The organism is Pantoea sp. X85 (assembly GCF_029623675.1).
Taxonomy (GTDB): domain Bacteria; phylum Pseudomonadota; class Gammaproteobacteria; order Enterobacterales; family Enterobacteriaceae; genus Pantoea; species Pantoea leporis.
The window spans coordinates 1,361,458-1,388,260 of record NZ_CP121108.1 but is presented as its reverse complement, the minus strand read 5'-3'; the positions used below and the strand labels follow the sequence as shown (position 1 = coordinate 1,388,260).

Below are 26,803 nucleotides of genomic sequence, written 5' to 3'. Positions count from 1 at the left end.
TGCCAATCTGAATAACGTGCAATAAATTGCGCCGCTACGAATAGGTGCGGGGATTTAGTTCGATTTACCGGCGTCTAGAAACGCCTGCATCAGCGGTTTCAGTACCTTCTGCAGCTGCGCTGCGCGATCCTGCTGCCAGGCAAACGGCGGGGTTTCATCCATATAATTGAGCTGCGCCAGCTCCAGCTGCACCGCCTGCACGCCTTGCTCCGGCTGGCCGTAGGCGCGGGTAATATAGCCGCCTTTAAAGCGTCCGTTCGCGATCCAGCTGTAATCATTTTGCGCATGACACACCTGTTTGATCGCGTTGATCACCGCCGTTGAACAGCTGGCGCCATCATTGGTACCGATGTTGAGATCCGGTAAACGCCCCTCAAACAGACGTGGGATCACCGAGGCGATCGAGTGCGCATCAAACAGCAGCGCGTAACCATGTTCAGCTTTCAGGCGTGCCAGCTCCTGCTGCAGCTGTTGATGATAAGGCTGCCAAATCGTGTCCAGATAACCCTGGCGTACCTCGGCGCTCGGCGTTTTACCCGGTGCAAAGGTGGGGCTGCCGTCGAACAAGGTTTCCGGATACAAGCCGGTGGTCGCCGTGGTGTAGAGCGGCTGATTATCCGCCGGCCGATTAAGGTCAATAACAAAACGTGAATAGTGACCAATTAACACGCTGGCGCCGAGATCGCGCACAAAATCGTACAGCAGCGGCAAGTGCCAATCGGTATCCGGCAGGCCGCGCGCTGCGTCGCTCAGGCCGGCGTCCACTTCCGGCGTTAATTGCGTGCCAGCGTGCGGAATGCTGACCAGCAGCGGAATCTTACCGGCGGTGAAATGAAAAGGTGTCATTGCGCTTCTCCACGATAAATAACCTGGCACGGCAATTCGCCGCCCAGCCAGTAAACCAGCTCAGCCGGACGCGCCAGCGGCCAGTGAACAAAATTCGCCACCTTGCCCGCTTCCAGCGAACCGTGCGAGTGCTGTAATCCCAGCGCTTTGGCGCCCCACAAGGTCACACCCGCTAACGCCTCTTCCGGCGTCAAACCAAACAGCGTGCAGCCCATGTTCAACATCAGTCGCAGCGAAAGCGCCGGTGAGGTGCCCGGATTGGCATCGCTGGCCAGCGCCATTGGTACGCCGTGTTCACGGAACAGTGCAACCGGCGGACGCTGGGTTTCACGCAACAGATAAAACGCGCCCGGCAGCAACACCGCCACGGTGCCGTGCTGCGCCATCGCTTGCGCATCCGCTGCGGTGGCGTACTCCAGATGATCGGCGGAGAGCGCACCGTAACTGGCCGCCAGCGCCGCGCCGCCCAGCGCCGAAAGCTGCTCGGCGTGCAGTTTCACCGGCATGCCCAATGCTTTGGCGGCATCAAAGACCGTGCGAACTTGCTCAGGAGAAAAGGCCAAATGCTCGCAAAACGCATCCACCGCATCCGCCAACCCTTCTGCTTTCACCTGCGGTAACAGCCGCTGGCAGATGATATCGATCCAGCCTTGCGGATTGTCTTTAAACTCCGGCGGGAAACCGTGCGCGGCTAAGCAAGTGGCCTGCACATCGGCAGGCACCGTTTCCGCCAACTCACGAATGGCGCGCAGCATGGTCAGTTCGCTGGTCTCATCGAGGCCGTAACCGGATTTGATCTCTACCGTGGTGACGCCTTCCGCCAGCAGACGATCCAGCCGCCAGCGCGCACTTGCCACCAGCTCTTGCTGCGAGGCCGCGCGGGTGGCGCGCACCGTGGAGAGAATGCCGCCGCCCTGTGCAGCGATTTCTGCATAGCTCACACCATTAAGACGCTGCTCAAACTCCTGGCTGCGATCGCCGCCAAACACCAGATGCGTATGGCAATCCACCAGACCGGGCGTGATGATGCCGCCGGAAAATTGGTGCTGTTCGCGCGCGGCAAAAGCCGGGCATTCACTGCGTGGCCCCACCCAAATCAGTTTTCCCTGATCGACCGCCAGCGCGCCGTCGGCAATCAGATTGTAGTGCCCGTCACGCATCGTAACGATGTCGGCCCCCAGCCACAGGCTGTCGATCTGCTCTGTTTCTGCCATCCCACTCCCCTTCGCGTTCGGCGATTTACACTGCGCTTCAAAGTATGTATATGTATATACAACTTTCCGCCATGCAGGATCAACCATGACAACCTATTTTGCCCCACGCGCACTGCTGGCCGACGGCTGGCATGAGCGCGTGCTGATGACCACCAACGCAGCCGGACAGATCACCCAACTCGCGCCCAACAGCGAGCCCGGCGATGCCACGCGTCTTGCCGGACCGGTGATTCCGGCGATAGCGAATCTGCATTCACACGCCTTCCAGCGCGCGATGGCGGGATTGGCTGAAGTGGCGGGCGATCCGCAGGACAGCTTCTGGACATGGCGCGATCTGATGTATCGCATGGTGCAGCGCCTGTCGCCCGAGCAGGTTGGCGCTATCGCCACGCATCTCTACATCGACATGCTAAAAGGCGGCTACAGCCAGGTGGCGGAATTCCACTATTTGCACCACGATGCGCACGGCAAACCCTACGCCGATGATGCCATGCAGCTGGCACTGATGGCGGCAGCGGAGACCGCCGGCATCGGCCAAACCTTGCTGCCGGTGCTCTACAGCTACAGCGGTTTTGGTTCGCAGCCGGCCAGCGATGGCCAGCGCCGTTTCATTCAGCAAACCGACGCCTATCTGCAACAGCAGCAGCGCGTGGCGAGCTGGAGCGCGGATAAGCCGCTGCTTAATCATGGCATCTGCTTCCATTCGCTGCGCGCGGTAAATGAAGCGCAGATGCACGAAGTATTAGCCGCCTGCCCGCAGGATGTGCCGGTGCACATTCACGTCGCCGAGCAGGAGAAAGAGGTTAACGACAGCCTGGCGTGGAGCGGTGAGCGTCCGGTGGCGTGGCTGCTCAATCGCTTCGCGGTCGATCAGCGCTGGTGCTTGATTCACGCCACTCATCTTGATGACGACGAAATTCAGCGCATGGCGGCAAGCGGCGCGGTGGCGGGATTGTGTCCGACCACGGAAGCCAACCTCGGCGACGGCATTTTCCCAGCGGTGGAGTACATCGCGCGCGGCGGCCGCTGGGGCATTGGCTCCGACAGCCACGTGTCGCTTAGCGCATTGGAAGAGCTGCGCTGGCTGGAGTACGGCCAGCGACTGCGCGATCGTCGTCGCAACCGCATCATCTTGCCCAATCAACCTTCCGTAGGCGATCTGCTGTGGCAGCAAGCCGCACAGGGCGGCGCGCAGGCGTGTGGTTTGCCGGCGGGTGAACTGGCGATAGGCAAACGTGGCGACTGGCTGGTGCTGGCAGAAGACGCGTTCCTCAGCAGCGTTAGCAGCACAGCGCTGTTGAACCGCTGGCTGTTTGGCGGCCAGCGCGAACAGATCCGCGACGTGTTTGTGGCGGGCAAGCAGGTAATCAGCGAAGGCCATCATGCGGCAGAAGAGCGTGCAGCAGCGAACTTTGCCGGGGCGATGAGGGCATTACAATGAGCACCCGTTTTGCCTACGACCAGCTTCCGGTAAGCCGCTGGCGCAACGGCGGCGGTGAAACACGAGAAATCGTCAGCTATCCGCCGGGCGACGCGCAGTTTGCCTGGCGCGCCAGCATCGCTACCATCTCCGCCGACGGGCCGTTTTCGCCCTTCCCAGGCATCGACCGCGTGATTACCTTACTTCACGGCGACAGCGTTTTACTTGAGAGTGAACAGGCTCAGCAGCGCTTAACCCCGCTGCAGCCGTGGGCGTTTCCCGGTGAATGGGCGATTGAAGCTAAAATTTCTGGCAGCTGTCAGGATTTCAATATCATGACGCGGCGCGACAGCTGGCGTTCTGCGATAAGCATCGCCCAGGAAACGGTCAGCAGTGAAAACGGCGTGGCGTGGGTATTGGCGGGCACATGGCAAACTGATGCTGAAGAAACGCTGGCGGTGGATCAGGGGATATGGTGGATGGATGAAAAGCTACAGCTGGCACCACAAACGTCGGATGCCAGACTGTTATTTGTCACACTTAGCCGTGACCTCTAAAGCGCCCCAGCAACTTATAGCGCGATCCCGGATACAACAGTCGCGCGTAGGTCACAATCTTGTTGTCGCTCCACGTCTGACGACGAATCAGCAGGCACGGCTCATGTTCATCCAGCGCCAGATGCTTACGCTGGCGCAGATCCGGCAGCACCGCTTCCACAATATGCTCACCGGCGGTCAGCGGCGCAACGCGCATCAAATAGGTGTACGGCGTCAGCTGATGATAATCCTGGCTGAGATAATCCGGTGCCACCAGCGGATTGACCAAGCGATCCTCCAGCTGTACCGGCAGATCGTTTTCGTAATGCACAATCAGCGAATGGAACAGCGTTTGCCCGGTGGATAACCCCAGCACCGCCGCCTGTTCCGGATCGGCCTTCATCTGCCCAATCGACAAAATCTTGCAGCTGTGACGATGGCCGCGCTGCGCGATCTCATCGGCGATGTTGTGCACTTCCAGCATCGCAGTGTAGCCCTTCATCTCCGCGACAAAGGTGCCCACGCCCTGCATGCGCACCAGAAAACCCTCGCCGGTGAGTTCACGCAGCGCGCGGTTAATGGTCATACGACTGACGCCCAGCTCGTTCACCAGTTCACTTTCAGACGGCACGCGCTGGTTGGCTTTCCAGTGACCTTCGCGGATTTGGCTTACGATCGCCTGCTTCACCCGCTGGTAAATCGGCGCAGGCTCATCGCCCATCGCCGCGGCCAGCTGTGCTACTGCTGTTTGCTCCGCCATTTCCTGTTCCTTTAAAGAATAATGCCCAAAGTTTACTGTCTCAGCCCGTAAATGTATATACATCTAATTGTGCAAGGCGCCCAGCATTGGTGCAGCTTTCGCCCTGCTCCGGTGCAATCACGCTGCGTTTACACCGCATAACGCGCATTGCGTCGTATTTCACAGAACAAGAACAATCTGGCATAGCGCTTGCTACTTGTATAGACAAGATTAGACACTTATGCTTCACTCATCGCAATCCACGGCAAATCGGACAGCCACATCGCAAAATATCGGCGTCCCATTAATGCCAGATCACTTGTATAGACAGGAGTAGACTATGTCAGGTTCGGTTCAGGAAATTCGCCTCGTTCCCGGTGAAGTGGACCTCGCTACCTTGCGCACCATCTATCAAAGCAAGGTAACGCTCACGTTGGCCGATGATGCGCGCGCAGCGATTGCGCGTGCCCATGAAACCGTCGATGCCATCGTCGCATCCGGCAACGTGGTGTACGGCATCAACACCGGTTTCGGCAAGCTGGCGCAGACGCAGATCCCTTCGGCGCGGCTGGCCGAGCTGCAGCGCAATCTGGTGCTGTCGCACAGCGTTGGCCTCGGCGATTTGCTGCCGGACAATGTGGCGCGTCTGGTGGTCGCGACCAAAATTATCAGCCTGGCGCGCGGTCACTCTGGCGTGCGTATCGAACTGATTGAAGCGCTGCTGGCGCTGTTCAACGCCGGTGTAATGCCGTGCATTCCGGAGAAAGGTTCGGTGGGCGCGTCGGGCGATCTGGCCCCGCTGGCGCATCTTTCCCTGATGCTGCTGGGCGAAGGTCAGGTACGCGTCGATGGCGAGTTAATCCCCGCGACCGCAGGCTTAGCGCGCGTTGGCCTGCAGCCGATTGTGCTGGGCCCCAAAGAAGGTCTGGCGCTGCTCAATGGCACGCAGGTTTCGAATGCGCTGGCGCTGCGCGGGCTGTTCGAAGCGGAAAACCTGTTCGCGGCGGGCCTGATGGCCGGTGCGCTGTCGCTGGAAGCGATTAAAGGCTCAGTGAAACCTTACGATGCGCGGATCCACGAAGCGCGCGGCCAGGTGGGACAGATCAACGTTGCCGCTGCCGTCTCCTCTTTATTAGCTGGCAGTGAAATCCTCGGCTCACACACCCACTGCGGCCGCGTGCAGGATCCCTACTCGATTCGCTGCGTGCCACAGGTGATGGGCGCCTGCCTCGATAACCTGTCGCACGCCGCGCGCGTGTTGCAGATTGAAGCCAACGCCGCCTCCGATAATCCGCTGGTGTTCAGCGACAGTGGCGATGTGATTTCCGGCGGTAACTTCCACGCCGAGCCGGTGGCCTTCGCCGCTGATATTCTGGCGCTGGCGATTGCCGAAATCGGCGCGATCTCCGAGCGCCGTCTGGCGCTGCTGCTGGATACCGGCCTTTCCGGTTTACCGCCGTTCCTCGTCAATGATGGCGGCGTTAACTCCGGCTTTATGATTGCGCAGGTCACTGCTGCAGCGCTGGCGTCTGAGAACAAATCGCTGGCGCATCCGGGCAGCGTTGACAGCCTGCCAACCTCCGCTAACCAGGAAGATCACGTCTCGATGGCGACCTACGCGGCCCGCCGCCTCGGCAGCATGTGCTTCAACACCGCCGCTGTGGTCGGCATTGAGGCGATGGCTGCGGCACAAGGCATTGATTTCCACCGTCCGCTGCAGAGTTCGCCGACGCTGGAGCAAGAGATGAGCCGCATTCGCGAGAAGGTGGCCTTCCTCGATCACGACCGTTTACTGGCGCCGGATATCGAATCCATGCGTCTGTGGGCCAGCGCACCTGCATGGCCTGAATCTCTTACCGCGCTGCTGCCAAGCCAGCGTAAGACTGTTAATTAAGGAATCGATGATGAGCGAAACTTTGACTCAGGCTGTAGCCCGTGAAATCCGTGCGCCGCGCGGTGATGAATTGCACTGCGCCAACTGGTTGATTGAAGCGGCTTACCGCATGATCCAGAACAACCTCGATCCTGACGTGGCAGAACGCCCGGAAGATCTGGTGGTGTACGGCGGCATCGGTAAAGCCGCGCGTAACTGGGAGTGCTTTGAGCAGATCCTGCGTTCGCTGCGCGCCCTGCAGCCGGAAGAGACGCTGCTCATCCAGTCCGGTAAACCGGTGGGCGTGTTCCGTACGCATGCCGATGCGCCGCGCGTGCTGCTGGCTAACTCGAATCTGGTGCCGCATTGGGCCAACTGGGATCACTTCCACGAACTGGATCAAAAAGGCCTGATGATGTACGGCCAGATGACCGCCGGTTCGTGGATCTACATCGGTGCGCAGGGCATCGTGCAAGGTACCTTCGAAACCTTCGCTGAAGCGGGTCGTCAGCATTACGACAGCAATCTCAGCGGCCGCTGGATCCTCACCGCCGGTTTAGGCGGCATGGGCGGCGCACAACCGCTGGCGGGTGTGTTGGCCGGTGCCAGCGTGTTGGCGATTGAGTGCCAGGAATCTCGTATCGATTTCCGTATCCGCACCCGCTACGTCGACCACAAAGCCTATACGCTGGACGAAGCACTGGCGCTGATTGATCAGGCCAACAAAGAGAAGCGTGCCATTTCTGTTGGTCTGCTGGGCAACGCCGCTGAAATCGTGCCGGAGCTGGTGAAACGTGCCAAAGCGGGCGGCATGAAGCCGGACATCGTCACCGATCAGACCTCAGCACACGATCCGATTAACGGTTATCTGCCGGTCGGCTGGGATCTGGCGCGCTGGGAAGCCGAGCGTGTCAGCAACCCGAAAGCGGTGGAGAAAGCCGCGCGCGCCTCAATGGCGGTACATGTGCAGGCGATGCTGGATTTCCATCACATGGGCGTGCCGACCGTGGATTACGGCAATAACATCCGTCAGGTGGCGCTGGATGAGGGCGTGAAAAATGCCTTCGATTTCCCGGGTTTTGTGCCGGCCTATATTCGTCCGCTGTTCTGCGAAGGCAAAGGCCCGTTCCGCTGGGTGGCGCTGTCAGGTGATGCGGAAGATATCTACAAAACCGATGCCAAGCTGAAAGAGCTGTTCCCGGATCACCAGAATCTGCACCGCTGGCTCGACATGGCGCAGGAGCGTATCGCCTTCCAGGGCTTACCGGCGCGTATCTGCTGGCTGGGTCTCGGCGAGCGCCACAAAGCGGCGCTGGCGTTCAACGAAATGGTGCGTAACGGCGAGCTGAAAGCGCCGATCGTCATCGGTCGCGACCATCTGGATTGCGGTTCCGTGGCGTCACCGAACCGTGAAACCGAAGCGATGAAAGACGGCTCGGATGCGGTATCCGATTGGCCGCTGCTCAATGCCCTGCTGAACACCGCCGGCGGCGCGACCTGGGTGAGTCTGCACCATGGCGGCGGCGTCGGCATGGGCTTCTCGCAGCACTCCGGCGTGGTGATTGTGTGTGACGGCAGTAAAGAAGCCGATGCGCGTCTGGGCCGCGTGCTGTGGAACGATCCGGCCACCGGCGTAATGCGTCACGCGGATGCCGGTTACGAATTAGCGCAAAGCTGCGCGCAGGAGCACGGTCTCAACCTGCCGATGCAGAAATAACGTTCAACCCGCGCACGCCGATCAATCCCCTCTCCCGCCTGCGGGAGAGGGTTAGGGTGAGGGACAGCGCGCACCTTTCAATATTGTGCAGCATTCCCCTGATCCCAGCCTTCTCCCGCAAGCGGGAGAAGGCGCTTACCAGCCCGTTCGCTATATTCCATTCCGCTATACCCTATAGCCAAATTATTCCGTTCCGCGATAGACGCCGCCATACGCTTGCCACTACAGTAAATACATTATTTTGCAGCTCACGCTGCTAATGGAGAGCCTTACCTTATGAGCCTGCCTGCTGCACTGCTGGAAAACGCCCTCAACTGGCGTCGTCAGTTACACCAACATCCTGAGCTGGGTTACCAGGAGCAGCAGACCAGCGAGCTCGTCGCACAGGTCCTCACCGAGTCCGGATTACAGGTGTTTCGTGGCTTAGCGGGCACCGGCGTAATCGGCACCTTAGAGAACGGTCCCGGACCGGTTATTGGTCTGCGCGCCGATATGGATGCGCTGCCGATCACCGAAAAAGGCGCGCCGCAGTGGAAGTCGCAAACAGCCGGCGTTATGCATGCCTGCGGTCACGATGGTCACACTTCGATTCTGCTGGCGGCGGCTTGTCAACTGGCGGCTACGCGTAACTTCAGCGGTACTATTCATTTCATCTTCCAGCCCGCCGAAGAGAATCTCGGTGGCGCGCGCAAGATGGTGGAAGAAGGCCTGTTCCAGCGCTTCCCGATGGATGCGGTTTACGCCATGCACAACTGGCCGGGCATGCCGGTGGGCACGCTGGCGGTGAATCCGGATGCGATGATGGCGTCACTCGACTCGTTCGAAATTACGCTGCACGGTAAAAGCTGCCATGCGGCGATGCCGGAAAGCGGGGCCGATCCCATGGTGGTTGCTGCCGAGCTGATTCTGGCGCTGCAAACCATTCCGTCGCGTCGTCTGTCGCCACTGGCTTCGGCGGTGGTGAGCGTGACGCAGATTCACGGCGGCGAAGCGATTAACGTCATTCCTGAGCAGATTGTGTTGCGCGGCACGGTGCGATGTTTGCAGACCGACGTGCGCAATCGCGTGCGCGGTCTGATTGAGGATTTTGTCACGACGTTGCCGCGCCCGTTTGGCGTCAGCGGGGAGATTCACTGGTATCCCGGTTATCCGGTCACCGCCAACCATGCAGATCAAGCCGAACAGGTACGTGCGGTGGCGGTTGATGTGCTTGGCGAGGCGCAGGTTCACTGGCAGGTGAACCCTTCAATGGCTTCGGAAGATTTTGCCTGCATGCTGCAAGCCTGCCCCGGCGCCTATTTCTGGCTGGGTGCCGATGGCGCAACGCCGTCCGCACCGCTGCATAACGCCAATTACGACTTTAATGATGAACTGCTGCCGATTGGTATTACCTTCTGGCAGCAGTTGGTAGAGCGCGTGCTGGCGAAAGCGTGAGGGCGGTCGCCAGGAATGGCGGATGCTTGCTCGTGCCGTCGCGGCGCAATTTATTGCGCAATCGCTGGATGGCGACATTGCCGCCATTGAACAGCGCGATTAATCGCGCCGCTACAGCTTGTGTGCGCTGTAAATGAGGCGCTTAATTCAATGGCTTTATTCTTCACATCCCCGCCAACTTTAACTTCACTTCTGCATCCGCCAGGCTAGCCGATTCACCGGTCGCCATCAAACAACACGCCAGCTGCAAACGCAGCGCCTGCGGCACCGCGCGTTCCCCGGCTAATACCTGATTGATCCACGCGGCGGTGTCCTGTGCGCTTTTGCTTTCCGGCAGTTCCACACTGACTTCCGGCTGGCGCTCAACCCACACTTCCGCTTCTGCACCCGCGCCACGAATGTAGTTAATCGCCGGGCAGCGCTGCGGATTGGCATACACCTCGCCTTCGGTACCGTTGAGCAGAATCGCCGGTGCATCGATATCCTGGAAGAATTTCCCCACGCGCGGCACATATTCCGGATGCGAGACGCTGGCCAGGCGCAGCGCAGCACGTTCGGCAAACGGCGTCGCCAGTTTCGCCAGCGTATGCGCGCTGTTACGCACGCCCATGCGCCAGCGCAGCGACAGCTGCTGCGCCATTGGCGCACACAGATGGTCGATGGTGATAAACGCCAGTTCGCCGTTATCCAGTTTCGCCTGCGCCTGTGCGGCGGAGGTGACAGGCGCGATGTCCAGCGCTGCCAGCACCGCTTCGGTGGTGATGCGCGTAGGATCGTCGCTGACGCCGTGCAGCAGCACCGGGAAGCCCAGCTTCACCAGCAGCAGCGCCAGCAGCGGCGTCAGATTGCCCTGACGGCGCGCGCCGTTGTAGCTGGGAATGACAATCGGCATCGGACGGTTAGCGGGTGCCTGCAACGGCATCATCTGCTGCTGCATCGCGTGATAAAAACCGCGCATCTCCTCTTCGCCTTCGCCCTTAATGCGCAGCGCAATCAGCACGCCACCCAGCTCCAGCTCCGGCACGTCACCGGCCAGCATCGCGCTGTAGAGAGCCTGCGCGGTGGCGAAATCGATATCGCGCGCGTGATTTTTACCGCGCCCAATCTCTTTAATAATTTTATTCAGTTCCATCAGGCATTCCCGCTTCCAGGGCGCGCCGCCGTGCGGCTGCCAAAAATTGATCGTTAGATTTTCTTACTGCGACGTTTTTTCGTCTTGTCACTGCTGGCTTCCGGCATCGGCGGTTGCTCAATCGGGAACACCGGTAGCGCGGCCAGCAGTCGGCTGCCATAGGCTTTGTTGAGCAGGCGGCGATCGTAAATCACGATTTCGCCAAAGCAGCTGTGGCTGCGAATCAAACGTCCTACCTGCTGAATCAAGGTAAAGGAGGCGCTCGGCAAGCTCTGCACTTCGAACGGATAGCGTTTCAGGCTCTTCAGCCATTCGCCCTCGGTCAAAATTACCGGACTGTCCACCGGTGGAAAAGCGATTTTATGGATATGCACCTGCGACAGCAGATCGCCTTTCAAATCCAACCCTTCGGCGAACGATTGCAGCCCGACCAGAATACTGACTTTACCGGCTTCGACGCGTTCCCGATGCAGCGCCACCAGGCGCGAACGCGGCTGATCGCCCTGCACCAGCATCGACAGGCGCAGATCAGGAATATGTGCGACAAACTGCTGCATCGCGCGGCCGCTGGCGAACAGCACCAGCACCCCTTTGTGCTTCTCTTCGGCGATCTGCTGGCGGAAAAAGCGCGCCATCTCGGCAATGTGCTCCGCTTCCTGCGCCATCTGCGGCTCAAACTGCATCTGCGGAATCACCAGCTTGCCCTGGTCGATATGGTTAAACGGTGAATCCAGTGCCACAAAGCGGTCGCCGGCTTTCTCACTTAGGCCGGACATTTCCTGCAAACGGTTGAAGCTGTTGAGCGAGCGCAAAGTGGCTGACGTCACCACCACATGCGGGATTTTGCGCCACAGGATTTTTTCCAGCTGATCGCTCACGCGTATGCCCGCGCAGTGGAACAGCAGATGCGCCTGGCCTTCTCGGATCTCACGCGTAATCCACTTCGACACCGGCGCATTGGAAGCTTTCTCCATCGCCGCCAGCCGCCACAGTTTGCTGATCGACTCGAACCAGCCGAAGTGGCGATTGAGCTGAATGATAGCTTTATGCAGCCGCATGATATCGGCTTTCCCGGTTTGCTCGCCCAACTCGTTGAGCAGGCCTTCGCTTAAGCCGCGCAGCGCGTCACTCAGCTTGAACAGCCGCGCGCACAGGCTCAGCAGCTCTTCCGGCAATTCACCCAGTACAAAGCGGAACTCGCCCGGCTGATTATGGCCCGGCAGCAGCGGATTGAGCGCATCGCATAGGGTCTGCAGCAGCTCGCGCATTTCATCGCAGTGACCTTTCAGGCGCTCCGGGTTGGTGAGCGGCGGCGGCGATTTTGGGCGGAACTGCGCCATGATGGTTTCCACCAGCCGCACAAACAGATCGAGCTGCAAACTGCTCCAGCCGGGCGTGATCTCCGCGCTCATCTCCAGCGCATCGCGCGCCACTTCTGGCAGATGATGGCCTTCGTCCAGCACCAGCATCAGGTTTTTCGCCGGTGGCAGCACCGATTCATTCTCCATCGCCGCCATCACCAGCGCATGGTTGGCGACCACCACATCCGCCTGCTCAATTTCGCGGCGCGCGACAAAGAACGGGCATTCGCGATACCAGCGACAGTGATGCCCGAGGCAGTTGGCTTTGTCGGTGGACAGGCGTTGCCACAAGCTGTCCTCAATGTTGACATCGGTGTGATCGCGCAAGCCATCCCAGCGGTAGCTGCTGAGCTGCTTCTCTAGCTTGGCGCAGAATTTCTGCTCCTCTTTCGAGCCGGTGACCGCCTCTTCATCCAGATAGAGCAGCAAATCGCCCTGCTGATCTTCGGTCGCCGCCAGCGCCGCAAGGTTGCGCGGACAAACATAGCGTCCACGGCCAAAGGCGGCGGTAAAAGTGAGATCGGGGATGATTTTCTTCAGCAGCGGCAGATCCTTGCTGAAGATCTGGTCCTGCAACGCCACGTTGGCGGTGCTGATCACCAGCCGCTTCTCCTCGGCGCGGCTCACCGCAATGCCGGGAATCAAATAAGAGAGAGTTTTGCCGACGCCGGTGGGCGCTTCAATCGCCAGATGACGACCTTCGTCACCGGCCAGACTTTTCGCCACTTCGGCAATCATCTGGCGCTGCGGCGCGCGCGGGATAAAGTCAGGAACCTGCTGCTGCAGCGCCTTATACCATTGCGCAATCTGGCTTTTTATCGCTGCTGTCAGGGCCATTTTCGTTACTGTTTGCTGAATTGGCCTGTATTTTTACACAGTATTGGCGCAGCGTCAGCTTTCGCTGCTATTTTTTCGCGCTGGATTCAGAATTTCACGCATCGCGCGGATTAAGGTTTCACGCGCGCGCCCACGACGGAACGCAAAAGAGAAAGGCGCGCGGAAGTGGAAATGGTGCGGCAGCAGGCGACGCAGCGTGCCCTGCAGTTCCCCGCTGCGCGCGTAGTGTTCGGGCAAATAGCCAATGAAGCGGCCAGAGAGAATCAACGTCAGCTGCGCTTCGATGCTCTCCACCGACGCATTGCTCTGGCGGAAGCCGCACTTGTTCAGCTCCTGCTGATTCCAGTAACGCCGCGTCACCATGCCGGTTTGCTGCACGGTGCGCACATCCGGATGACCCTCAGCCAGCGGATGTTGCGGGCTGCAATAGAGCCAATGCTGTTCTTCGTAAAGCGGAATGGTCACCAGATTGCTGGCGCGCAGCGGAAAGTGCCCAATCGCCAAATCGAGCCGATCCTCCAGCAACTGCTGCTGCAACTCATTGGGATCGCGCACGCTCAGATTAAAGAATACCGCCGGAAAGCGCTGGTTAAAGCGGGCGATAGCGGCAGGCAGATCCAGCGTGCTATCGGTGACGGTGGCGTCCACCACGCCAAGCGAGAAAGTGCCGCCCTGCGCGCTTTTCAGCGTCTCTACCTGCTCCTGCCAACCCGCCAGCGTCGCCAGCATCTCCTGACTGTAGCGATAGAACTGCTCGCCTTTGCTGGTCAGGGTAAAGCCGCCGCGCCCGCGCTGACAGAGGATAAAACCGAGCTGGCTCTCGAGCTCGCTCATGTAGGCGCTGATGGCCGGCGTGGTCATGTTCAGCGCCTGCTGCGCGCGCGAATAGCCCTGATTTTCCACCACGCTGGCGAACACCTGCAGCAGTTTAAGATTGGGAAGCGTCTGCACCGATTTTCCTTCAGAGATTGCTGACTAAAGTTAAGTAATCTCTGAAGTGATTATCGGCTGTCAAGGATTTTTCCGGCGCGCGGGCTGGGTAATGATGGGTTTCACCTGACTGAAGGAGTGCGTGATGACCGATTTCCCCCAGCCGCAAGGCGGCAACGAAATGCCCCGTTTCGCCGGACGCGGCACCATGATGCGTTTACCCGCCGCTGAATCACCAGCCGATTTGGATGTGGCGTTCGTCGGCATTCCGCTGGATATCGGCACCTCGCAGCGCAGCGGTACGCGCTATGGCCCACGCGCCATCCGCGCCGATTCAGTCATGATCCGACCCTACAACATGGCCACCGGCGCCGCGCCCTTTGATTCGCTGCGCGTCGGCGATCTCGGTGATGTGCCGATCAACACTTACAGCCTGCTGAAATCAGTCGATATCATTGAAAACTATTATACCGAGCTGAATAACTGGCCGATTATCCCGTTAACGCTGGGCGGCGATCACACGCTGACGCTGCCGATTTTGCGCGCGCTGGCGAAGAAGCATGGGCCGATGGGGCTGATTCACATTGATGCCCACACCGACACTAACGACGAGATGTTTGGCGAGAAGATCGCGCATGGCACCACGTTCCGCCGCGCGGTGGAAGAGGGCCTGCTCGACTGCCAGCGCGTGGTGCAAATCGGGCAACGTGCGCAAGGTTACGCCGCCGATGATTTTCAGTGGGGCGTCGATCAGGGCTTCCATCTGGTGCGCGCCGAGCAGTGCTGGTATCGCTCCATGACGCCGCTGATGGCCGAGGTGCGCGCGCGTATCGGCGACGGCCCGGTGTATCTCTCTTACGACATCGACAGTTTCGATCCCGCGTGGGCACCCGGCACCGGCACGCCGGAAGTGGGCGGTTTAACCTCGATGCAAGGGCTGGAGATCGTGCGCGGCTGTCGTGGACTCAATCTGGTGGGCGGCGATCTGGTGGAAGTCTCGCCGCCGTACGACATCAGCGGTATGACCTCGCAGCTGGCGGCCAATATCCTTTATGAGATGCTGTGCGTGTTGCCCGGCGTCCGTTACACAGAGAACAAGTGATGACACAACAGAATCTGATTTTCCCGGCGCGCGTACTGCGCGGTGCGGGCGTGATCAACCAATTAGGCGCGATCTGCGCCGGACTGGGCCAGCGTGCGCTGCTGATTGGCGGCCATCAGGCGTTGCAGGCGGTAGAAGCGCAGGTTCACGCGCAGATGCTGGCGGCCAACGTCACGCTGCTGGCGCAGGAGTGGTTTGGCGGTGAAACCTCGATCAATCAGATCAACCGTCTGGCGGCGATGGCCAGCGAGCTGCACGCTGAGGTGCTGATTGGCGTGGGCGGCGGTAAATCGCTGGATACGGTGAAAGCGGTAGGCGCACAGATTGGCGTGCCGGTGATCACGCTGCCCACCATCGCCGCCACCTGTTCCGCGGTGACGCCGCTGAGTATTCGCTATGACGATAACGGCAATTTCTTCGACATCTTCCCGCTGCCGCAGGCACCGGCGGCGGTGATCATTGACAGCGAGCTGCTGGCTAAAGCGCCCGCCCGCTGGCTGGCCGCCGGGCTGGGCGATACGCTGGCGAAGTGGTACGAGTTCCGCGCGGTCAGCGCACGTCATCCGGCACGCGAGGGCAATGCGCTCTCGTCACTGGCGCACAGCCAGATCTGTTATGACGTGATTGGTGAACATGGACCGGCAGCCTATGCCGCAGTGCTGCGTGGTGAGAGCAGCGCGTCGCTCGATCAGGTGCTGGATGCGATCTTCACCTGGGCAGGATTAACCTCGCTAATGAGCAATGGCGCACACGCGGCGGCTTCGCATGCGATTTATGAAGGCTTTACCTTCTGCGATAAAACCCGCGAGTTTGGGCACGGCTTGCTGGTCGGCTTTGGCAATCTCTGTTTGCTGGCGCTGGAGAACCGCACCGATGAGGAAGTGCTGGATGAGATGCGCCTGGCGCGCGATTGCGGCGTGCCGCTGACGCTGAGCGAGATTGCCGCGCTGGATGAAAGTGAGCTGGCACTGATTGTGCGCGAATCGGTGCATGCGCCGGATATGGAGAACATGGCCGAAGCAGTGACCGAAGCGCGCTTGCTGGCAGCGATAGCGCGGATTGAGGGGTTAGCGGGCAGGGTTTAGTTTGTGCTCGCTGTGGCTTGAATGTGCTCGCTGTGGTTTGAATGTGCTCGCTGTCCCCCTCCTCGGTCCTCCCCCATAAATGGGGGAGGAAGATGCTGCCACATATTCGTTCTGAAGCTGCATGTGGCAGCGTCTCCTTCCCCCATTTATGGGGGAAGGCCGGGATGGGGGACAGCGAGCACACGCCAAAAGGGGAAAATCACCCAATCCCCAACAACCCCACCACTTCCCGCACATCCGCCACTTCATCCAGCTCCAGACACACCGCCTCGAGCCGTTCGACCTGCTCCAGCGGCAATACGCGCGCGGCCAAACTGCGGTATTTCGCCAGCAAGGCATCCAGCGTGAGCGGATTGGTTGGCGCGCCTGACGGCACCGGCACATGCTGCTGCCACTGCGCGCCCTGCCCGGTTTCCAGCCGCACCCACGGCTCGTCGTCGCGGCTCTGCTGCTCATCGATCACCAGCTCAATACGTGCCAGCAACGCTTCCACATCGGGATGCAGGCGTTTGGCGTCGTCATAACTGGCCAGCTCCGCCGAGCCGTACAGCGCGCGCGCCGCCAGCGCATACGGCAGGCTCATCTGCGCCGCCGCCAGGCTGTGTAACTCGCGTCCGCCGCACATCTCCAGCAGGAACGGATTAACGCCCACCACGATGCGCGCAATCTGCTCTACCCGCACATCATGCTGTTGCAGCAGGATTCCCAGCGCATCAATAGCCGCGTGGGTGCCACGGCACGAAGCGTAGGGTTTGATTGAGCAGCGCGCCAGTTTCCATACCTCACCGAGATCGGCCGTCAAGGCCTGCGGCTGCTGGGTTTCCGCCGCTAAGGTTTGCAGGAAGCCGCCCCAGCGCGGTTCAAACACCGCTGAAGGGCCGTTGATACCGCTTTGTGCCAGCAGCGCGGCCTGCACGCCGCCTTCTGCTGCGCGCGCGGCATGCAGTTTTTTGGTGTGCGATCCGTCGTGAATAAAGCCCCACAAACCGCCGCTGAAGCTGGCGGCAATGCCCAGCGCAGACGCACACTGCGCGCGGTCGAGCTGCAGCAGCGAACACACCGCCGCCACCGCACCAAACACCCCGCAGCTGGCGGTAGAGTGCCAGCCTGCGCCGTTGTGCGCCGAGTAACCGCCGCAGGCTTCTAACACGCGGCGGCCGACGTCATAGCCGATCACCATCGCCACCAGCAGCGCTTGCCCGTCCACCGGCTGCGTCGCCAGCGGCAAAGCCGCCAGCAGCGCCGGGATCACCACCGCACCGGAGTGATCGCAGCCGCCGGTATCGTCGAGTTCATACATGTGCGCCGCCACACCGTTCAGCCACGCCGCCTGACGCGGACTGGCCTGCTGCGCGCTACCCCAAATCTGCGCCTGTTCGCGGCCACCTTCGGCCTGCACCAGCGCCAGACACTCGCGCCAGATCGGGCTGTCGCAGCCCGCCAGCGAAGCACCGAGCGTATCGAGCAGATGGCGTTTCGCCTGCTCCACCAGCGGTTCAGGCAGTTGTGCAAAACGCGTCCCGGCGATAAAGGCCGCCAGTTGATCAAGCGAGTTCGCCATGCGCACCTCCAGTGATGCGGGTAAACACCTCCGCCGGATGGCAGACATCGTTATCCGGCTGCGTCTGCCAGTGCGCCGCCGCCTGCTCAGCGGTGGCAATCCACACATTGTGCTGTTGCAGCATGTCGAGCAGCGCCCGCAGCAGGCCAATACGTCCGGCGGTGCCGATGATTTCCGGATGCAGGCGCAGCAAGTAGCACAGGCCAAAGCGGTGGAAGCCGTGGAAATCCTGCGTCATATTCGCCAGGGTTTCGCCATACGGCGCGATGCGCGATTGTCCCGGCGGAATAGCCGGGCTGAGGTTAAAGGCGAAGTACGGCTCATCTTCCAGCGTGTAGTGCATCGGCAATTCCACCAAACGCGTACCGGGATGGAAATACGGCATATCGTCGCCGCGCCAGCTCGATGACCATTGAATGCCGCGTGCGATCAACGCCTGCGCCAGTCCCGGTTTCCACTGCCCGGCGGGCGTGCGGAACCCCGTGATTTTGCGTCCGGTTATCTGCGCCAGCTTGTCGCAGCCGCGCGTCACGCTGGCGATCTGCTGCTCCAGCGTCAACAGCGAGAAATCTTCGTGGCTATCGCCGCTGCAGGCGATTTCATGGCCGCCGGTCACGATGCGCTGCACCAGTTCCGGCTGCTGTTCGGCGACAATCGCGGGCATACACCAGCTGGCTTTGAGCTGCTTTTCTGCCAGCAGCGCCAGCAGGCGATCGACGCCGCGCAGTGTGCCGTAGCGCCACACCGACAGCGTTTTATCGCGCCCCGCCACTGCCGGAGCCTGAGTGAGAATGCCGTGAATATCGTTGAAATCGATGGTGAGGATCGCCGCCGACTGGAAACCCAGCGGCCAGCGTGAAGGTTCAGTCATGCTGTTGCTCCTGCAAATACCACTGCGCCACCGCGTCGCAGCGCGCAAACCAAACGTCATCGCGCGCCGTCATATGTGCAAACAGCTGTTCCAGCAGCAGCAAGCGTCCCGGCTGGCCGGAGATTTTCGGGTGGAACAGCGTGGTGAGGCACAAGCCTTCATCCATCGCGCCATCGAACTCGCGCTGCCAGTTATCACGCGTGTGCGCATAGCTGGCGATGCGGTCGCCGCCTTTGGGGAAGTCGGGCTGGCGCGTGTAGGCCAGCGAGGCGTAATCATCCATCTCCCACTTACCGGGGATCTCCACCAGCGGCGTATGGCCCGCCACCGGAATGCTGTAGGGGCGATCGTCGCCGCGCATGCTGCTGGAGTAGATCACGCCCGCGTCACGCAGGATTTGTGGCGTTTCCGCATGCCAGTCGCCCGACGGCGTACGAAAACCGCAGGCGGTGATGCCCAGATGCTGGTGAAAGACTTCAGCGGATTTCGCCATGACTGCGCGCTGTTCATCCGGTGAAATCGCCCAAAAGGATTCGTGGCGATAGCCGTGATAGGCCACTTCGTGGCCCTGTTCGATAATCGCCTGACACTGCTGCGGCCACTGCTCCACCACCCACGCCGGCACAAAGAAGGTGGCGGGAAGGTGGAAGGCGCGCAGCAGGTCAAGCAGACGCCCGAGCGCGCGGTACGGCCCGTAAGCCCCAAAGGTAAAATATTCTGGCGTTGACCACAGGCTGCCATTCAGCATGGCATCGCCGGTGGGACCGTCGAGGTCAAACGCCAGCGCCATACAGCCGCGTTTACCCTGCGGCCAGCGCACTGCGCCCGGTTGTTGCATCTGCGCGCTCCTTAGCCCTGGTTGACGGTCGCCTTCGCCACGCCGTTGTCTGCCAGACCCCATTTGCCGAGGATTTTCTGGTAAGAGCCATCAGCAATCATCGCGTCGATCGCCGCCTGAATCGCGGTGGTCAGCTCGCCCGCATCTTTACCAATCGCCATGCCGGTGTACTGGAAGGAGAAGGCTTTATCCAGCGCCTTATATTTGCCCTTTTCCAGATCCATGATGTACGGCAGCGTTTCACTGCCCTGCACCACGCCATCCAGACGGTTCTGACGCAGCTGGGTGCGCGCATCGGCGGTGCCTTCAGCACCTACCACAATGATCGCCGGCTTACCGGCCGCTTCACAGTGCGCTTTTGACCAGTTGGCAATCTCCTGCGGGAAGGTGGTGCGACGGCTGGTACCGACTTTCTTACCGCACAGATCCATCGCGCTGTTGATGTCGCTGCGCGCGGATTGGGTGTAGAACTGCGGGCCGGTTTTGAAGTAATCGATAAAGTTCACCACCTGCTGACGCTCTTTGGTGTCCGTCATGCCAGACATCACCAGATCGACGCGCCTGGTCACCACCGCGTTCACCATCTGTTCGAAGGCGATCTCCTGCCAGTTGATCTTCACGCCGAGTTTTTCACCAATCGCCTGGCCGAGGTCGTAATCCACGCCGGTCAGCTGGTTGGTCGCCGGATCTTTAAAATCCATTGGCGGATAGTTCGGCATGATCGCTACCGTCAGCCCTTTCTCTTTGATCGCCGCGGGTACGGCGATGTCTGCCCAGGCAGAGGATTGCAGCAATACGGCGGCACTGATGGCACTCAATAACAGCTTTTTCATATTCACCCCGGTAATGTTTAAAGAAGAATCGCGTTAATAAAGTTTTTCATCCGTGGATTTTGCGGGTTCAGCAGAATGTCTTCCGGTGCGCCCTGCTCGATAATCCGTCCCTCGTCCATAAACACCACCTGATTGGCCACCTCACGGGCAAAGCCCATTTCGTGGGTGACCACCAGCATGGTGGTGCCCTCTTTTGCCAGCTGACGCATCACCGCCAGCACTTCGCCCACCATCTCCGGATCCAGCGCCGAGGTGGGTTCGTCAAACAGCATCAGTTTGGGTTTCATCGCCAGCGCACGAGCAATCGCCACGCGCTGCTGCTGGCCGCCGGAGAGCGACTGCGGATAGTCGTGCGCTTTGTGCGCCAGACCAACGCGATCGAGCAGCGCCATCGCCTCTTCGCTGGCTTCGCGCCTTGGGCGCAGCAGCACGCGACACGGCCCTTCGATGATGTTCTCCAGCGCGGTTTTGTGTGGGAACAGGTTAAAACGCTGGAATACCATGCCGGTTTGCAGGCGCTGGCGCGCAATCTGCTTGTCGCTTAGCGCATGCAGCTTGTTACCGGCGATGCGATAGCCCGCCAGCTCGTTGTCGACCCAAATTCCGCCTTTATCGACCTTCTCCAGCTGGTTAATGCAGCGCAAAAAGGTGCTTTTGCCGGAACCGGATGGGCCGAGGATGCACATCACCTCGCCGTAGTTCACTTCGAGGCTGACATCCTTCAGGGCGTGGAACTGGTCGAAATATTTGTTCACCTTAACGGCGCGCACGATGTTTCTCATGTTGGGCTCCTGATTACTGACGCTGACGATGGCCGCGTGAGAAATAACGTTCCAGTCGGCTCTGTCCAAACGACAACACCGTGACCACAATCAGGTACCAAATGCCTGCCACGAACAGTAGTTCCATGACGCGCGCGTTGGCGAAGTAGATGGTTTGCGTGTTGTAGAGCAGTTCGGAGTACTGAATCATGCTGGCGAGGCTGGTGGTTTTGATCATGCTAATAAATTCGTTGCCGACCGGCGGCAGAATCACGCGCATCGCCTGCGGCAGAATGATGCGCTGCAGCGCCTGCAGACGCGGCATGCCGATGGCTTTCGCCGCTTCGTATTGCCCGGTATCCACCGACAGCAGGCCCGCGCGCACCACTTCCGAGGTGTACGCGCCCTGATTGATGCTCAAACCGAGCAGCGCGGCGAGAAACGGCGTCATGATGGTGACGGTTTGCACGCTGAACACGCCGGGAATGCTGATGGTGGGAAACACCAGCGCGAGGTTAAACCACAGCAGCAGCTGCAGAATCAGCGGCGTGCCGCGAAAAATCCACGCGTAGCCCACGGCGATGTAGTGCAGCACCGGATTCGGCGACATGTACATGATGGCGGTGATGACGCCAAACAGTACGCCGAACCCCATCGCCAGCACCGACATGATCAGCGTGTTGACCACGCCGTTAAGAATCGCCTGGGCGGTAAAGAACTGGCCGACAAACGACCATTCGATATTGCCGTGCGCAAAGGCGTTTACCAGCAGCGCCAGCAGCAGCAGAATCACCGCCGACGCGGTGATACGGCCGTAGTAACGGCGCGGCACCACTTGGTAACGATCGAGATCGTAATGCGTCTGCTCGCGGCTGTTGTTCAAACCCGGCTCAATCGGCGTTGATTGCGACATAAGTTCTCCTCAGGCGCGTGGGCCAGCGTAATCGTCGGTCCAGCGCTGCTGGTCCTGCATCAGGGTTTGCAGACGTGCCAGCTGCTCACGTACGCGTGCCGGTGCGGTACCGCCGTAGCCGCTACGAGCCGCCAGCGCGGCTTCCAGCGTCAGCGCACTGCGCACCTCCGGCGTTAAGCGGACATCCACCGCCTGCAGTTGCGCATCGCTGAGATCCGACAGACCGCAGTTTTCGCGCTCGCACAGCTGCACCAGCTGGCCGGTGATCTCATGCGCCTCGCGGAACGGCACACCGCGCATCGCCAGCCAGTCGGCCACTTCGGTCGCCAGCGTGAAGCCGTCCGGTGCCTGCTGGCGCATCACGTCGGTGTTGAATTTCAGCGTCGCCATCATGCCTGCCATCGCCGGTAGCACCAGCAGCAGCGTATCCACCGCATCAATCACGTTGCGTTTGTCGTCGCTGAGATCGCGGTTGTAGGAGAGCGGCATCGCTTTCATGGTGGTGAGCAGCGCCATCAGATTGCCGACCAGGCGGCCAGCGCGGCCGCGCGTCAGTTCGGCGATGTCCGGGTTTTTCTTCTGCGGCATGATGGAGCTGCCGGTGGCGTAGCTGTCATGCAGCTCGACCCAGCGGAACTGGCGCGATGCCCACATGCACACTTCTTCGCACAGGCGTGACAGGTTGATGCCGATCATGCTGGTTACAAACAGGAATTCAGCGGCATAGTCGCGGCTGGCAACGGCATCAATGGAGTTTTCGCACGGCGCGAGATAGGAAAGATCGGCGGCGGCCTGCTCCGGCTGGCGCGCAATGGCGGAACCGGCCATCGCAGCGGCACCGAGCGGACAGCGTGCGCTGCGGCGATCCCAATCCTGCATACGTTCAATATCGCGGGCAAAGGATTGCGCGTGAGCCAAAAGTTGATGACCAAAAACAATCGGCTGCGCCTGCTGCAGATGCGTGAAACCAGGCGCGACGCTTTCGGTGTGCTGTGCCGCCTGCTCGACCAGCGCCTGCTGCAAGGCCAGCAACGCGCTCACCACCTTGCGACCGTTGTCGCGCAGGTAAAGACGCAGGTCGTTAACGGTTTGATCGTTACGCGAACGCCCGGCGCGCAGCTTGCCGCCCAGCGGACCTAAACGCTCGGTCAGCGCGCGTTCGATAAAGGTGTGCACATCTTCGTCGGCGGCAATCGGATGCAGCTGATCGGCGCGATAATCGGCGTCTAACGCGTCAATGGCCGCCAGCATGGTGCTGAGCTCTTCGGCGCTCAGCAGCTCGCCGCGCGCCAGTTCACGGGCATGCGCCCGGCAGCCCGCCAGATCGTAAGGTGCCAATGCAAAGTAATAATCCGGGCTACGAGACAGCGCGGTTAAACTCGCCGCCGGTGCCGCTTTAAAACGCGCGCCCCATAACAGTTCGGCATTATCAGACATGCTATTTCCCCTTACAGATAATCATCAGCGATATGAAAAAGATATGGATGAGCCAGTTGAAATAATAAAAACTTATTTTATGGCTACACTGGTAAATAGGGCCTATTTCAGGTTCACTGTACTTTCACCGCAATTATTCCGGAGTTGAATAGCAAAAATGGAAAGTAAAGTTTCCCAGTCCGGAAACAATGCAAATAATCGCAGCGATAATGCGGTTCTGGCACTGAGTAATATCGATTTAAAATTACTGCGGGTATTTAAATGCGTGGTAGAAGCGGGCGGATTAACTGCTGCCAGCCACGAATTGAATATTGGTCTGGCGGCGATCAGTAAACAGGTTTCCGATCTGGAAATTCGTCTCGGCATGACGTTATGCAGCCGCGGACGCGAAGGTTTTGAGCTGACGCAGTACGGCATCAACGTCTACCAGGCCACGCTGGAGCTGTTCGTCTCGCTGAATCTGTTTCGCGAGCGGCTGCACAACAGCCGCAACGAACTGCTGGGCGACATTGCCATTTGCGTGGTGGATAACACCATCTCCGACCCGCAATCTCCGGTCACCGCAGCGGTGCAACAGCTGCACCAGAAAGCGCCAAAGGTACAAATTCGACTGCAAACCGCGCAATTAGATGATATTGAGCGCGGCATCAGTGAAGGCCGTTTTCATTGTGGTATTGCACCGGTTTATGAAATGAAAAGTGATTTTGATTACTTCCCGCTTTATAAGGAATATTCAAAATTATATTGCTCTATGTCACATCCTTTATATTCTGGATCGTGCGATAAAAATATATCGCTGGACATATTACGTGAGCAGAAAATTATTAATCATTTATATGTGACGCCGCGCGACGATCGTCGCATCATTCCCTTACAGGACAGCGGCGTGCAGGCGGTTCAGGTTGAATCTGTCGCCATGCTGATTTTAACCGGCCATTTTATTGGTTATTTACCGGAACATTATGCCGCCGCGTTTATTGCGCGTGGGCAGCTGTGTGAGTTGGGTGATGATTCGACTCGCCGTGAAAACCCGTTTTGTTTGATGATGAAGAAGGGCCGCAAAATAAACCCGATTATCCGGCTGTTTATGCAGGCGCTGGGGATTGGCGAGGCGGAAGGACCGCACTGAGTTGGTGCATTTTGGAATTGTGCTTGCTGTGCCTGGTCTGTGCTCGCTGTGCCTGGTCTGTGCTCGCTGTCCCCCATCCCGGCCTTCCCCCGCAAGCGGGGGAAGGAGACGCTGCCACATGCAGCTTCAACACTGACATATGGCAGCATCTTCCTCCCCCATTTATGGGGGAGGACCGAGGAGGGGGACAGCGAGCACAATCACAATCACATTCACAATCACCCCAACACCTTATACATCACCGTAGTCGAATCCAGCACACCTTCGGTTGACTCGGCATACAGCGGAATCGACCCAGCAATCTGCCAATCCATCGACAAATACAATGTGGTTGCCACGTCGCCGCTGCGCGTATCCAGCACCAGCAGGGTTTTCCCCTGCTGTGCCGCCAGCTGTTCCGCCTGCTGCATCAGGCGGCGCGCGATGCCCTGACGTCTGGCGCGGGGATGCACCAGCAGCTTACTGATCTCCGCCCGATGGCGACCGTTCGGCATTGCGCTGAATCCCACCATCACCGTCGCCACAATCACGCCCTGCTGATACGCCACCAGCAACTGATTGTCGCCGCTCGCCAGGCTGTAAATTTTGTCCTGCCAGAAGCGCTCAATGGCCGCGCGATCGTCTGCATCAATAAAGCCCACGCTGGCGCCATCGGCGACGCAGCCCTGCAGCACATCACATAATGCCGCCAGCAGCGGCTGCGCCTGGGTGGCGCTGAGAGGTTCGATGTCAATCATGGTTTGCATACCACCAAAATGTAGCGCGCGCCGCCTTCGGCATGGGCGGCAAACGCGGATTTGCCGGTGAGATGAAAGCGCAGACAGTCGCCTGCCTGCAGCGTCCAGTGCTGATCGTTCATGCTGATGGTCAGCTCGCCTGATTGCAGCCAGATGTGCTGCTCCAGTCCCTGAATCGGCGGCGCATCGTAATCAATGCGCGCGCCAGGACGCAGCACACCTTCCACCACTTCCGCTTTAAAGTGGCTGGCGGGCGGTGATACGTTGCGGCGCTGGAAGCCGCTGGCGTCATCGCGCCATACCGGCTGTTGCGCCGCTTTCAGCAGCAGCGCGGCCTCCTCTTCCACCTCGCTCAGCAGGCGCGACATGGTCAAGCCGTAGGCCACGCAAAGGCGGTTAAGCAAAGCGGCTGTGGGGCTCGTTTCGGCGCGTTCAATGCGCGACAATGACGCCCGACTGATGCCGGTCGCCATCGCCAATTCATCTAATGACCAACCGCGTTGTACGCGTAATTCAGCCAGTCGCGCCGCCAGTCGATCGTCGGTATCCGAAGCAGACATCTTCACCTCTCATATACGGGAAATAAATCTCACATATGAGATATGACCTTAAATAAATAAAGCGGTCAAGTTGTACAATTAAAAAATCATTGTACAACCCAGTCGTGGGGGTTAAGGTGTTGTTATGCAGGTCAGAATTTTTGAGGACTTTATGGCCTTATACAGTATCGGGGATGTGGCCGAACGCTGTGGAATCAACCCGGTAACGCTTCGCGCCTGGCAGCGACGTTACGGTCTGTTAAAACCCCAGCGTACCGAAGGTGGTCATCGGCAGTTTGATGATGAAGATGTTCAGCGTATCGAAGAGATAAAACGCTGGATAGAGAGCGGCGTGCCCGTTGGCAAAGTGAAAGCGTTGCTGGAAGGCGCGACGGTCAATGTGGATGACGGTTGGTCGGCGCTGCAGGAAGAGTTGATGAGCGTACTGCGCCACGTTCGCCCGGCGAAATTGCGCGTTAAAATTGCCAATATTGGCCGGGAACATCCGGTGGATGCGTTAATCGATCACGTGTTCGTGCCGGTTCGCCAGCGTCTTGGTTTAGATCAGAACACCGCGCGCACCATGTGCAGTCTGCTTGATGGCGCGCTGATTGATTATGTGGCGTTTTGTCTGGCCTGTGGACGTAAAAAAGCCGGTAAAGATGCCTTGATGCTGGGTTGGGCGGTGGAAGATCGTACCCGCATCTGGCTGGAAGCCTGGCGTTTGTCACAGCAAGGCTGGCGCATGGATGTGCTGGCGGAGCCGCTGGACATGCCGCGCCCTGAGTTATTCCCCGGACAAAACCTGTTTATCTGGACCGGCAAAAAGCCGACGCGTCGTCAGGTCGAGCAGTTTGAACACTGGCAGGCGCAGGGTTTTGCCATTCACCTGCACGATCCCGCATAAGTAAAATCGCACACACGGCCTTTGCCTGGCGTGGTGTGCGCGTTATCATGC

Annotated in this window: 24 protein-coding genes; 9 read left to right on the top strand and 15 right to left on the bottom strand. The window is 59.5% G+C overall.

Annotation, left to right across the window (positions count from 1 at the left end):
• Positions 1-54: 54 nt before the first annotated feature.
• Positions 55-846: an N-formylglutamate deformylase gene (gene hutG / locus P6287_RS06410; protein WP_192413937.1), complete on the bottom strand. Its 792-nt coding sequence runs from the start codon at positions 844-846 to the stop codon at positions 55-57.
• Complete coding sequence (hutI, locus tag P6287_RS06405) at positions 843-2,060, bottom strand: imidazolonepropionase (RefSeq protein WP_277974687.1); 1,218 nt, start codon at positions 2,058-2,060, stop codon at positions 843-845. Before hutI ends, hutG begins: the two co-directional genes overlap by 4 nt.
• An 85-nt stretch (positions 2,061-2,145) precedes the next feature.
• Here hutI and P6287_RS06400 point away from each other — a divergent pair, with 85 nt between their 5' ends.
• Positions 2,146-3,501 carry a formimidoylglutamate deiminase gene (locus P6287_RS06400; protein WP_277974686.1) on the top strand — a complete coding sequence of 452 codons (1,356 nt, stop codon included), beginning with the start codon at positions 2,146-2,148 and terminating at the stop codon, positions 3,499-3,501.
• On the top strand, positions 3,498-4,037 hold the full coding sequence (locus P6287_RS06395) for a HutD family protein (protein ID WP_277974685.1): 540 nt from the start codon (positions 3,498-3,500) through the stop codon (positions 4,035-4,037). The genes P6287_RS06400 and P6287_RS06395 overlap by 4 nt, the downstream gene beginning before the upstream one ends.
• On the opposite strand, the gene hutC is transcribed toward P6287_RS06395, so the two are convergent.
• Complete coding sequence (gene hutC / locus P6287_RS06390) at positions 4,021-4,776, bottom strand: histidine utilization repressor (RefSeq protein ID WP_277974684.1); 756 nt, start codon at positions 4,774-4,776, stop codon at positions 4,021-4,023. The genes P6287_RS06395 and hutC overlap by 17 nt on opposite strands.
• Positions 4,777-5,095: 319 nt before the next feature.
• Between hutC and hutH the strand changes: the two genes are divergently transcribed.
• From hutH to P6287_RS06375, 3 genes are all read left to right on the top strand, one after another.
• On the top strand, positions 5,096-6,649 hold the full coding sequence (hutH, locus tag P6287_RS06385) for a histidine ammonia-lyase (protein WP_277974683.1): 1,554 nt from the start codon (positions 5,096-5,098) through the stop codon (positions 6,647-6,649).
• Positions 6,650-6,659: 10 nt separating this feature from the next.
• Complete coding sequence (gene hutU, locus P6287_RS06380) at positions 6,660-8,345, top strand: urocanate hydratase (protein ID WP_277974910.1); 1,686 nt, start codon at positions 6,660-6,662, stop codon at positions 8,343-8,345.
• A gap of 276 nt (positions 8,346-8,621) precedes the next feature.
• Positions 8,622-9,779: a M20 aminoacylase family protein gene (locus P6287_RS06375; RefSeq protein ID WP_277974682.1), complete on the top strand. Its 1,158-nt coding sequence runs from the start codon at positions 8,622-8,624 to the stop codon at positions 9,777-9,779.
• Positions 9,780-9,942: 163 nt separating this feature from the next.
• On the opposite strand, the gene ybiB is transcribed toward P6287_RS06375, so the two are convergent.
• The 3 genes from ybiB to P6287_RS06360 are packed head-to-tail and all read right to left on the bottom strand — an operon-like array spanning position 9,943 to position 14,060.
• Positions 9,943-10,911, bottom strand: a complete 969-nt coding sequence (ybiB, locus tag P6287_RS06370; protein ID WP_277974681.1) for a DNA-binding protein YbiB — start codon at positions 10,909-10,911, stop codon at positions 9,943-9,945.
• 53 nt (positions 10,912-10,964) lie between these two features.
• Positions 10,965-13,109 carry an ATP-dependent DNA helicase DinG gene (gene dinG / locus P6287_RS06365; RefSeq protein WP_277974680.1) on the bottom strand — a complete coding sequence of 715 codons (2,145 nt, stop codon included), beginning with the start codon at positions 13,107-13,109 and terminating at the stop codon, positions 10,965-10,967.
• A gap of 54 nt (positions 13,110-13,163) precedes the next feature.
• On the bottom strand, positions 13,164-14,060 hold the full coding sequence (locus tag P6287_RS06360; protein ID WP_277974679.1) for a LysR family transcriptional regulator: 897 nt from the start codon (positions 14,058-14,060) through the stop codon (positions 13,164-13,166).
• A gap of 121 nt (positions 14,061-14,181) precedes the next feature.
• Here P6287_RS06360 and speB point away from each other — a divergent pair, with 121 nt between their 5' ends.
• A complete protein-coding gene (speB, locus tag P6287_RS06355) occupies positions 14,182-15,141 on the top strand; it encodes an agmatinase (protein WP_277974678.1) in 960 nt (319 codons plus the stop codon).
• On the top strand, positions 15,141-16,226 hold the full coding sequence (locus tag P6287_RS06350; RefSeq protein WP_277974677.1) for an iron-containing alcohol dehydrogenase family protein: 1,086 nt from the start codon (positions 15,141-15,143) through the stop codon (positions 16,224-16,226). The genes speB and P6287_RS06350 overlap by 1 nt, the downstream gene beginning before the upstream one ends.
• A gap of 199 nt (positions 16,227-16,425) precedes the next feature.
• On the opposite strand, the gene P6287_RS06345 is transcribed toward P6287_RS06350, so the two are convergent.
• The 7 genes from P6287_RS06345 to argH are packed head-to-tail and all read right to left on the bottom strand — an operon-like array spanning position 16,426 to position 23,440.
• The gene (locus P6287_RS06345) at positions 16,426-17,787 is read right to left on the bottom strand and encodes an MmgE/PrpD family protein (protein ID WP_192413946.1); all 1,362 of its coding nucleotides are present in this window, start codon (positions 17,785-17,787) and stop codon (positions 16,426-16,428) included.
• Positions 17,771-18,658 (bottom strand): polysaccharide deacetylase, encoded by an 888-nt coding sequence (locus P6287_RS06340; protein WP_277974676.1) that lies wholly within the window; start codon positions 18,656-18,658, stop codon positions 17,771-17,773. The genes P6287_RS06345 and P6287_RS06340 overlap by 17 nt, the downstream gene beginning before the upstream one ends.
• Entirely contained in the window at positions 18,651-19,496 is an 846-nt protein-coding gene (locus P6287_RS06335) for a polysaccharide deacetylase (protein ID WP_101763139.1), read from the bottom strand. The genes P6287_RS06340 and P6287_RS06335 overlap by 8 nt, the downstream gene beginning before the upstream one ends.
• An 11-nt stretch (positions 19,497-19,507) precedes the next feature.
• Positions 19,508-20,329 carry an ABC transporter substrate-binding protein gene (locus tag P6287_RS06330; protein WP_137385435.1) on the bottom strand — a complete coding sequence of 274 codons (822 nt, stop codon included), beginning with the start codon at positions 20,327-20,329 and terminating at the stop codon, positions 19,508-19,510.
• A 17-nt stretch (positions 20,330-20,346) separates the two neighbouring features.
• On the bottom strand, positions 20,347-21,111 hold the full coding sequence (locus P6287_RS06325) for an amino acid ABC transporter ATP-binding protein (protein ID WP_008102604.1): 765 nt from the start codon (positions 21,109-21,111) through the stop codon (positions 20,347-20,349).
• A gap of 13 nt (positions 21,112-21,124) precedes the next feature.
• A complete protein-coding gene (locus P6287_RS06320) occupies positions 21,125-22,003 on the bottom strand; it encodes an amino acid ABC transporter permease (protein WP_277974675.1) in 879 nt (292 codons plus the stop codon).
• 9 nt (positions 22,004-22,012) lie between these two features.
• On the bottom strand, positions 22,013-23,440 hold the full coding sequence (gene argH / locus P6287_RS06315; protein ID WP_192413951.1) for an argininosuccinate lyase: 1,428 nt from the start codon (positions 23,438-23,440) through the stop codon (positions 22,013-22,015).
• 157 nt (positions 23,441-23,597) lie between these two features.
• Here argH and P6287_RS06310 point away from each other — a divergent pair, with 157 nt between their 5' ends.
• A complete protein-coding gene (locus P6287_RS06310; RefSeq protein WP_192236582.1) occupies positions 23,598-24,569 on the top strand; it encodes a LysR family transcriptional regulator in 972 nt (323 codons plus the stop codon).
• A gap of 218 nt (positions 24,570-24,787) precedes the next feature.
• Here the strand turns inward: P6287_RS06310 and P6287_RS06305 are convergent, their stop codons facing one another.
• The gene (locus P6287_RS06305) at positions 24,788-25,306 is read right to left on the bottom strand and encodes a GNAT family N-acetyltransferase (RefSeq protein WP_277974674.1); all 519 of its coding nucleotides are present in this window, start codon (positions 25,304-25,306) and stop codon (positions 24,788-24,790) included.
• Positions 25,303-25,866 carry an XRE family transcriptional regulator gene (locus tag P6287_RS06300; RefSeq protein WP_277974673.1) on the bottom strand — a complete coding sequence of 188 codons (564 nt, stop codon included), beginning with the start codon at positions 25,864-25,866 and terminating at the stop codon, positions 25,303-25,305. The genes P6287_RS06305 and P6287_RS06300 overlap by 4 nt, the downstream gene beginning before the upstream one ends.
• 151 nt (positions 25,867-26,017) lie before the next feature.
• Between P6287_RS06300 and P6287_RS06295 the strand changes: the two genes are divergently transcribed.
• Positions 26,018-26,752, top strand: coding sequence for a MerR family transcriptional regulator (locus P6287_RS06295; protein ID WP_101763312.1), 735 nt, complete (start codon positions 26,018-26,020; stop codon positions 26,750-26,752).
• The last annotated feature ends 51 nt before the right edge of the window (positions 26,753-26,803 follow it).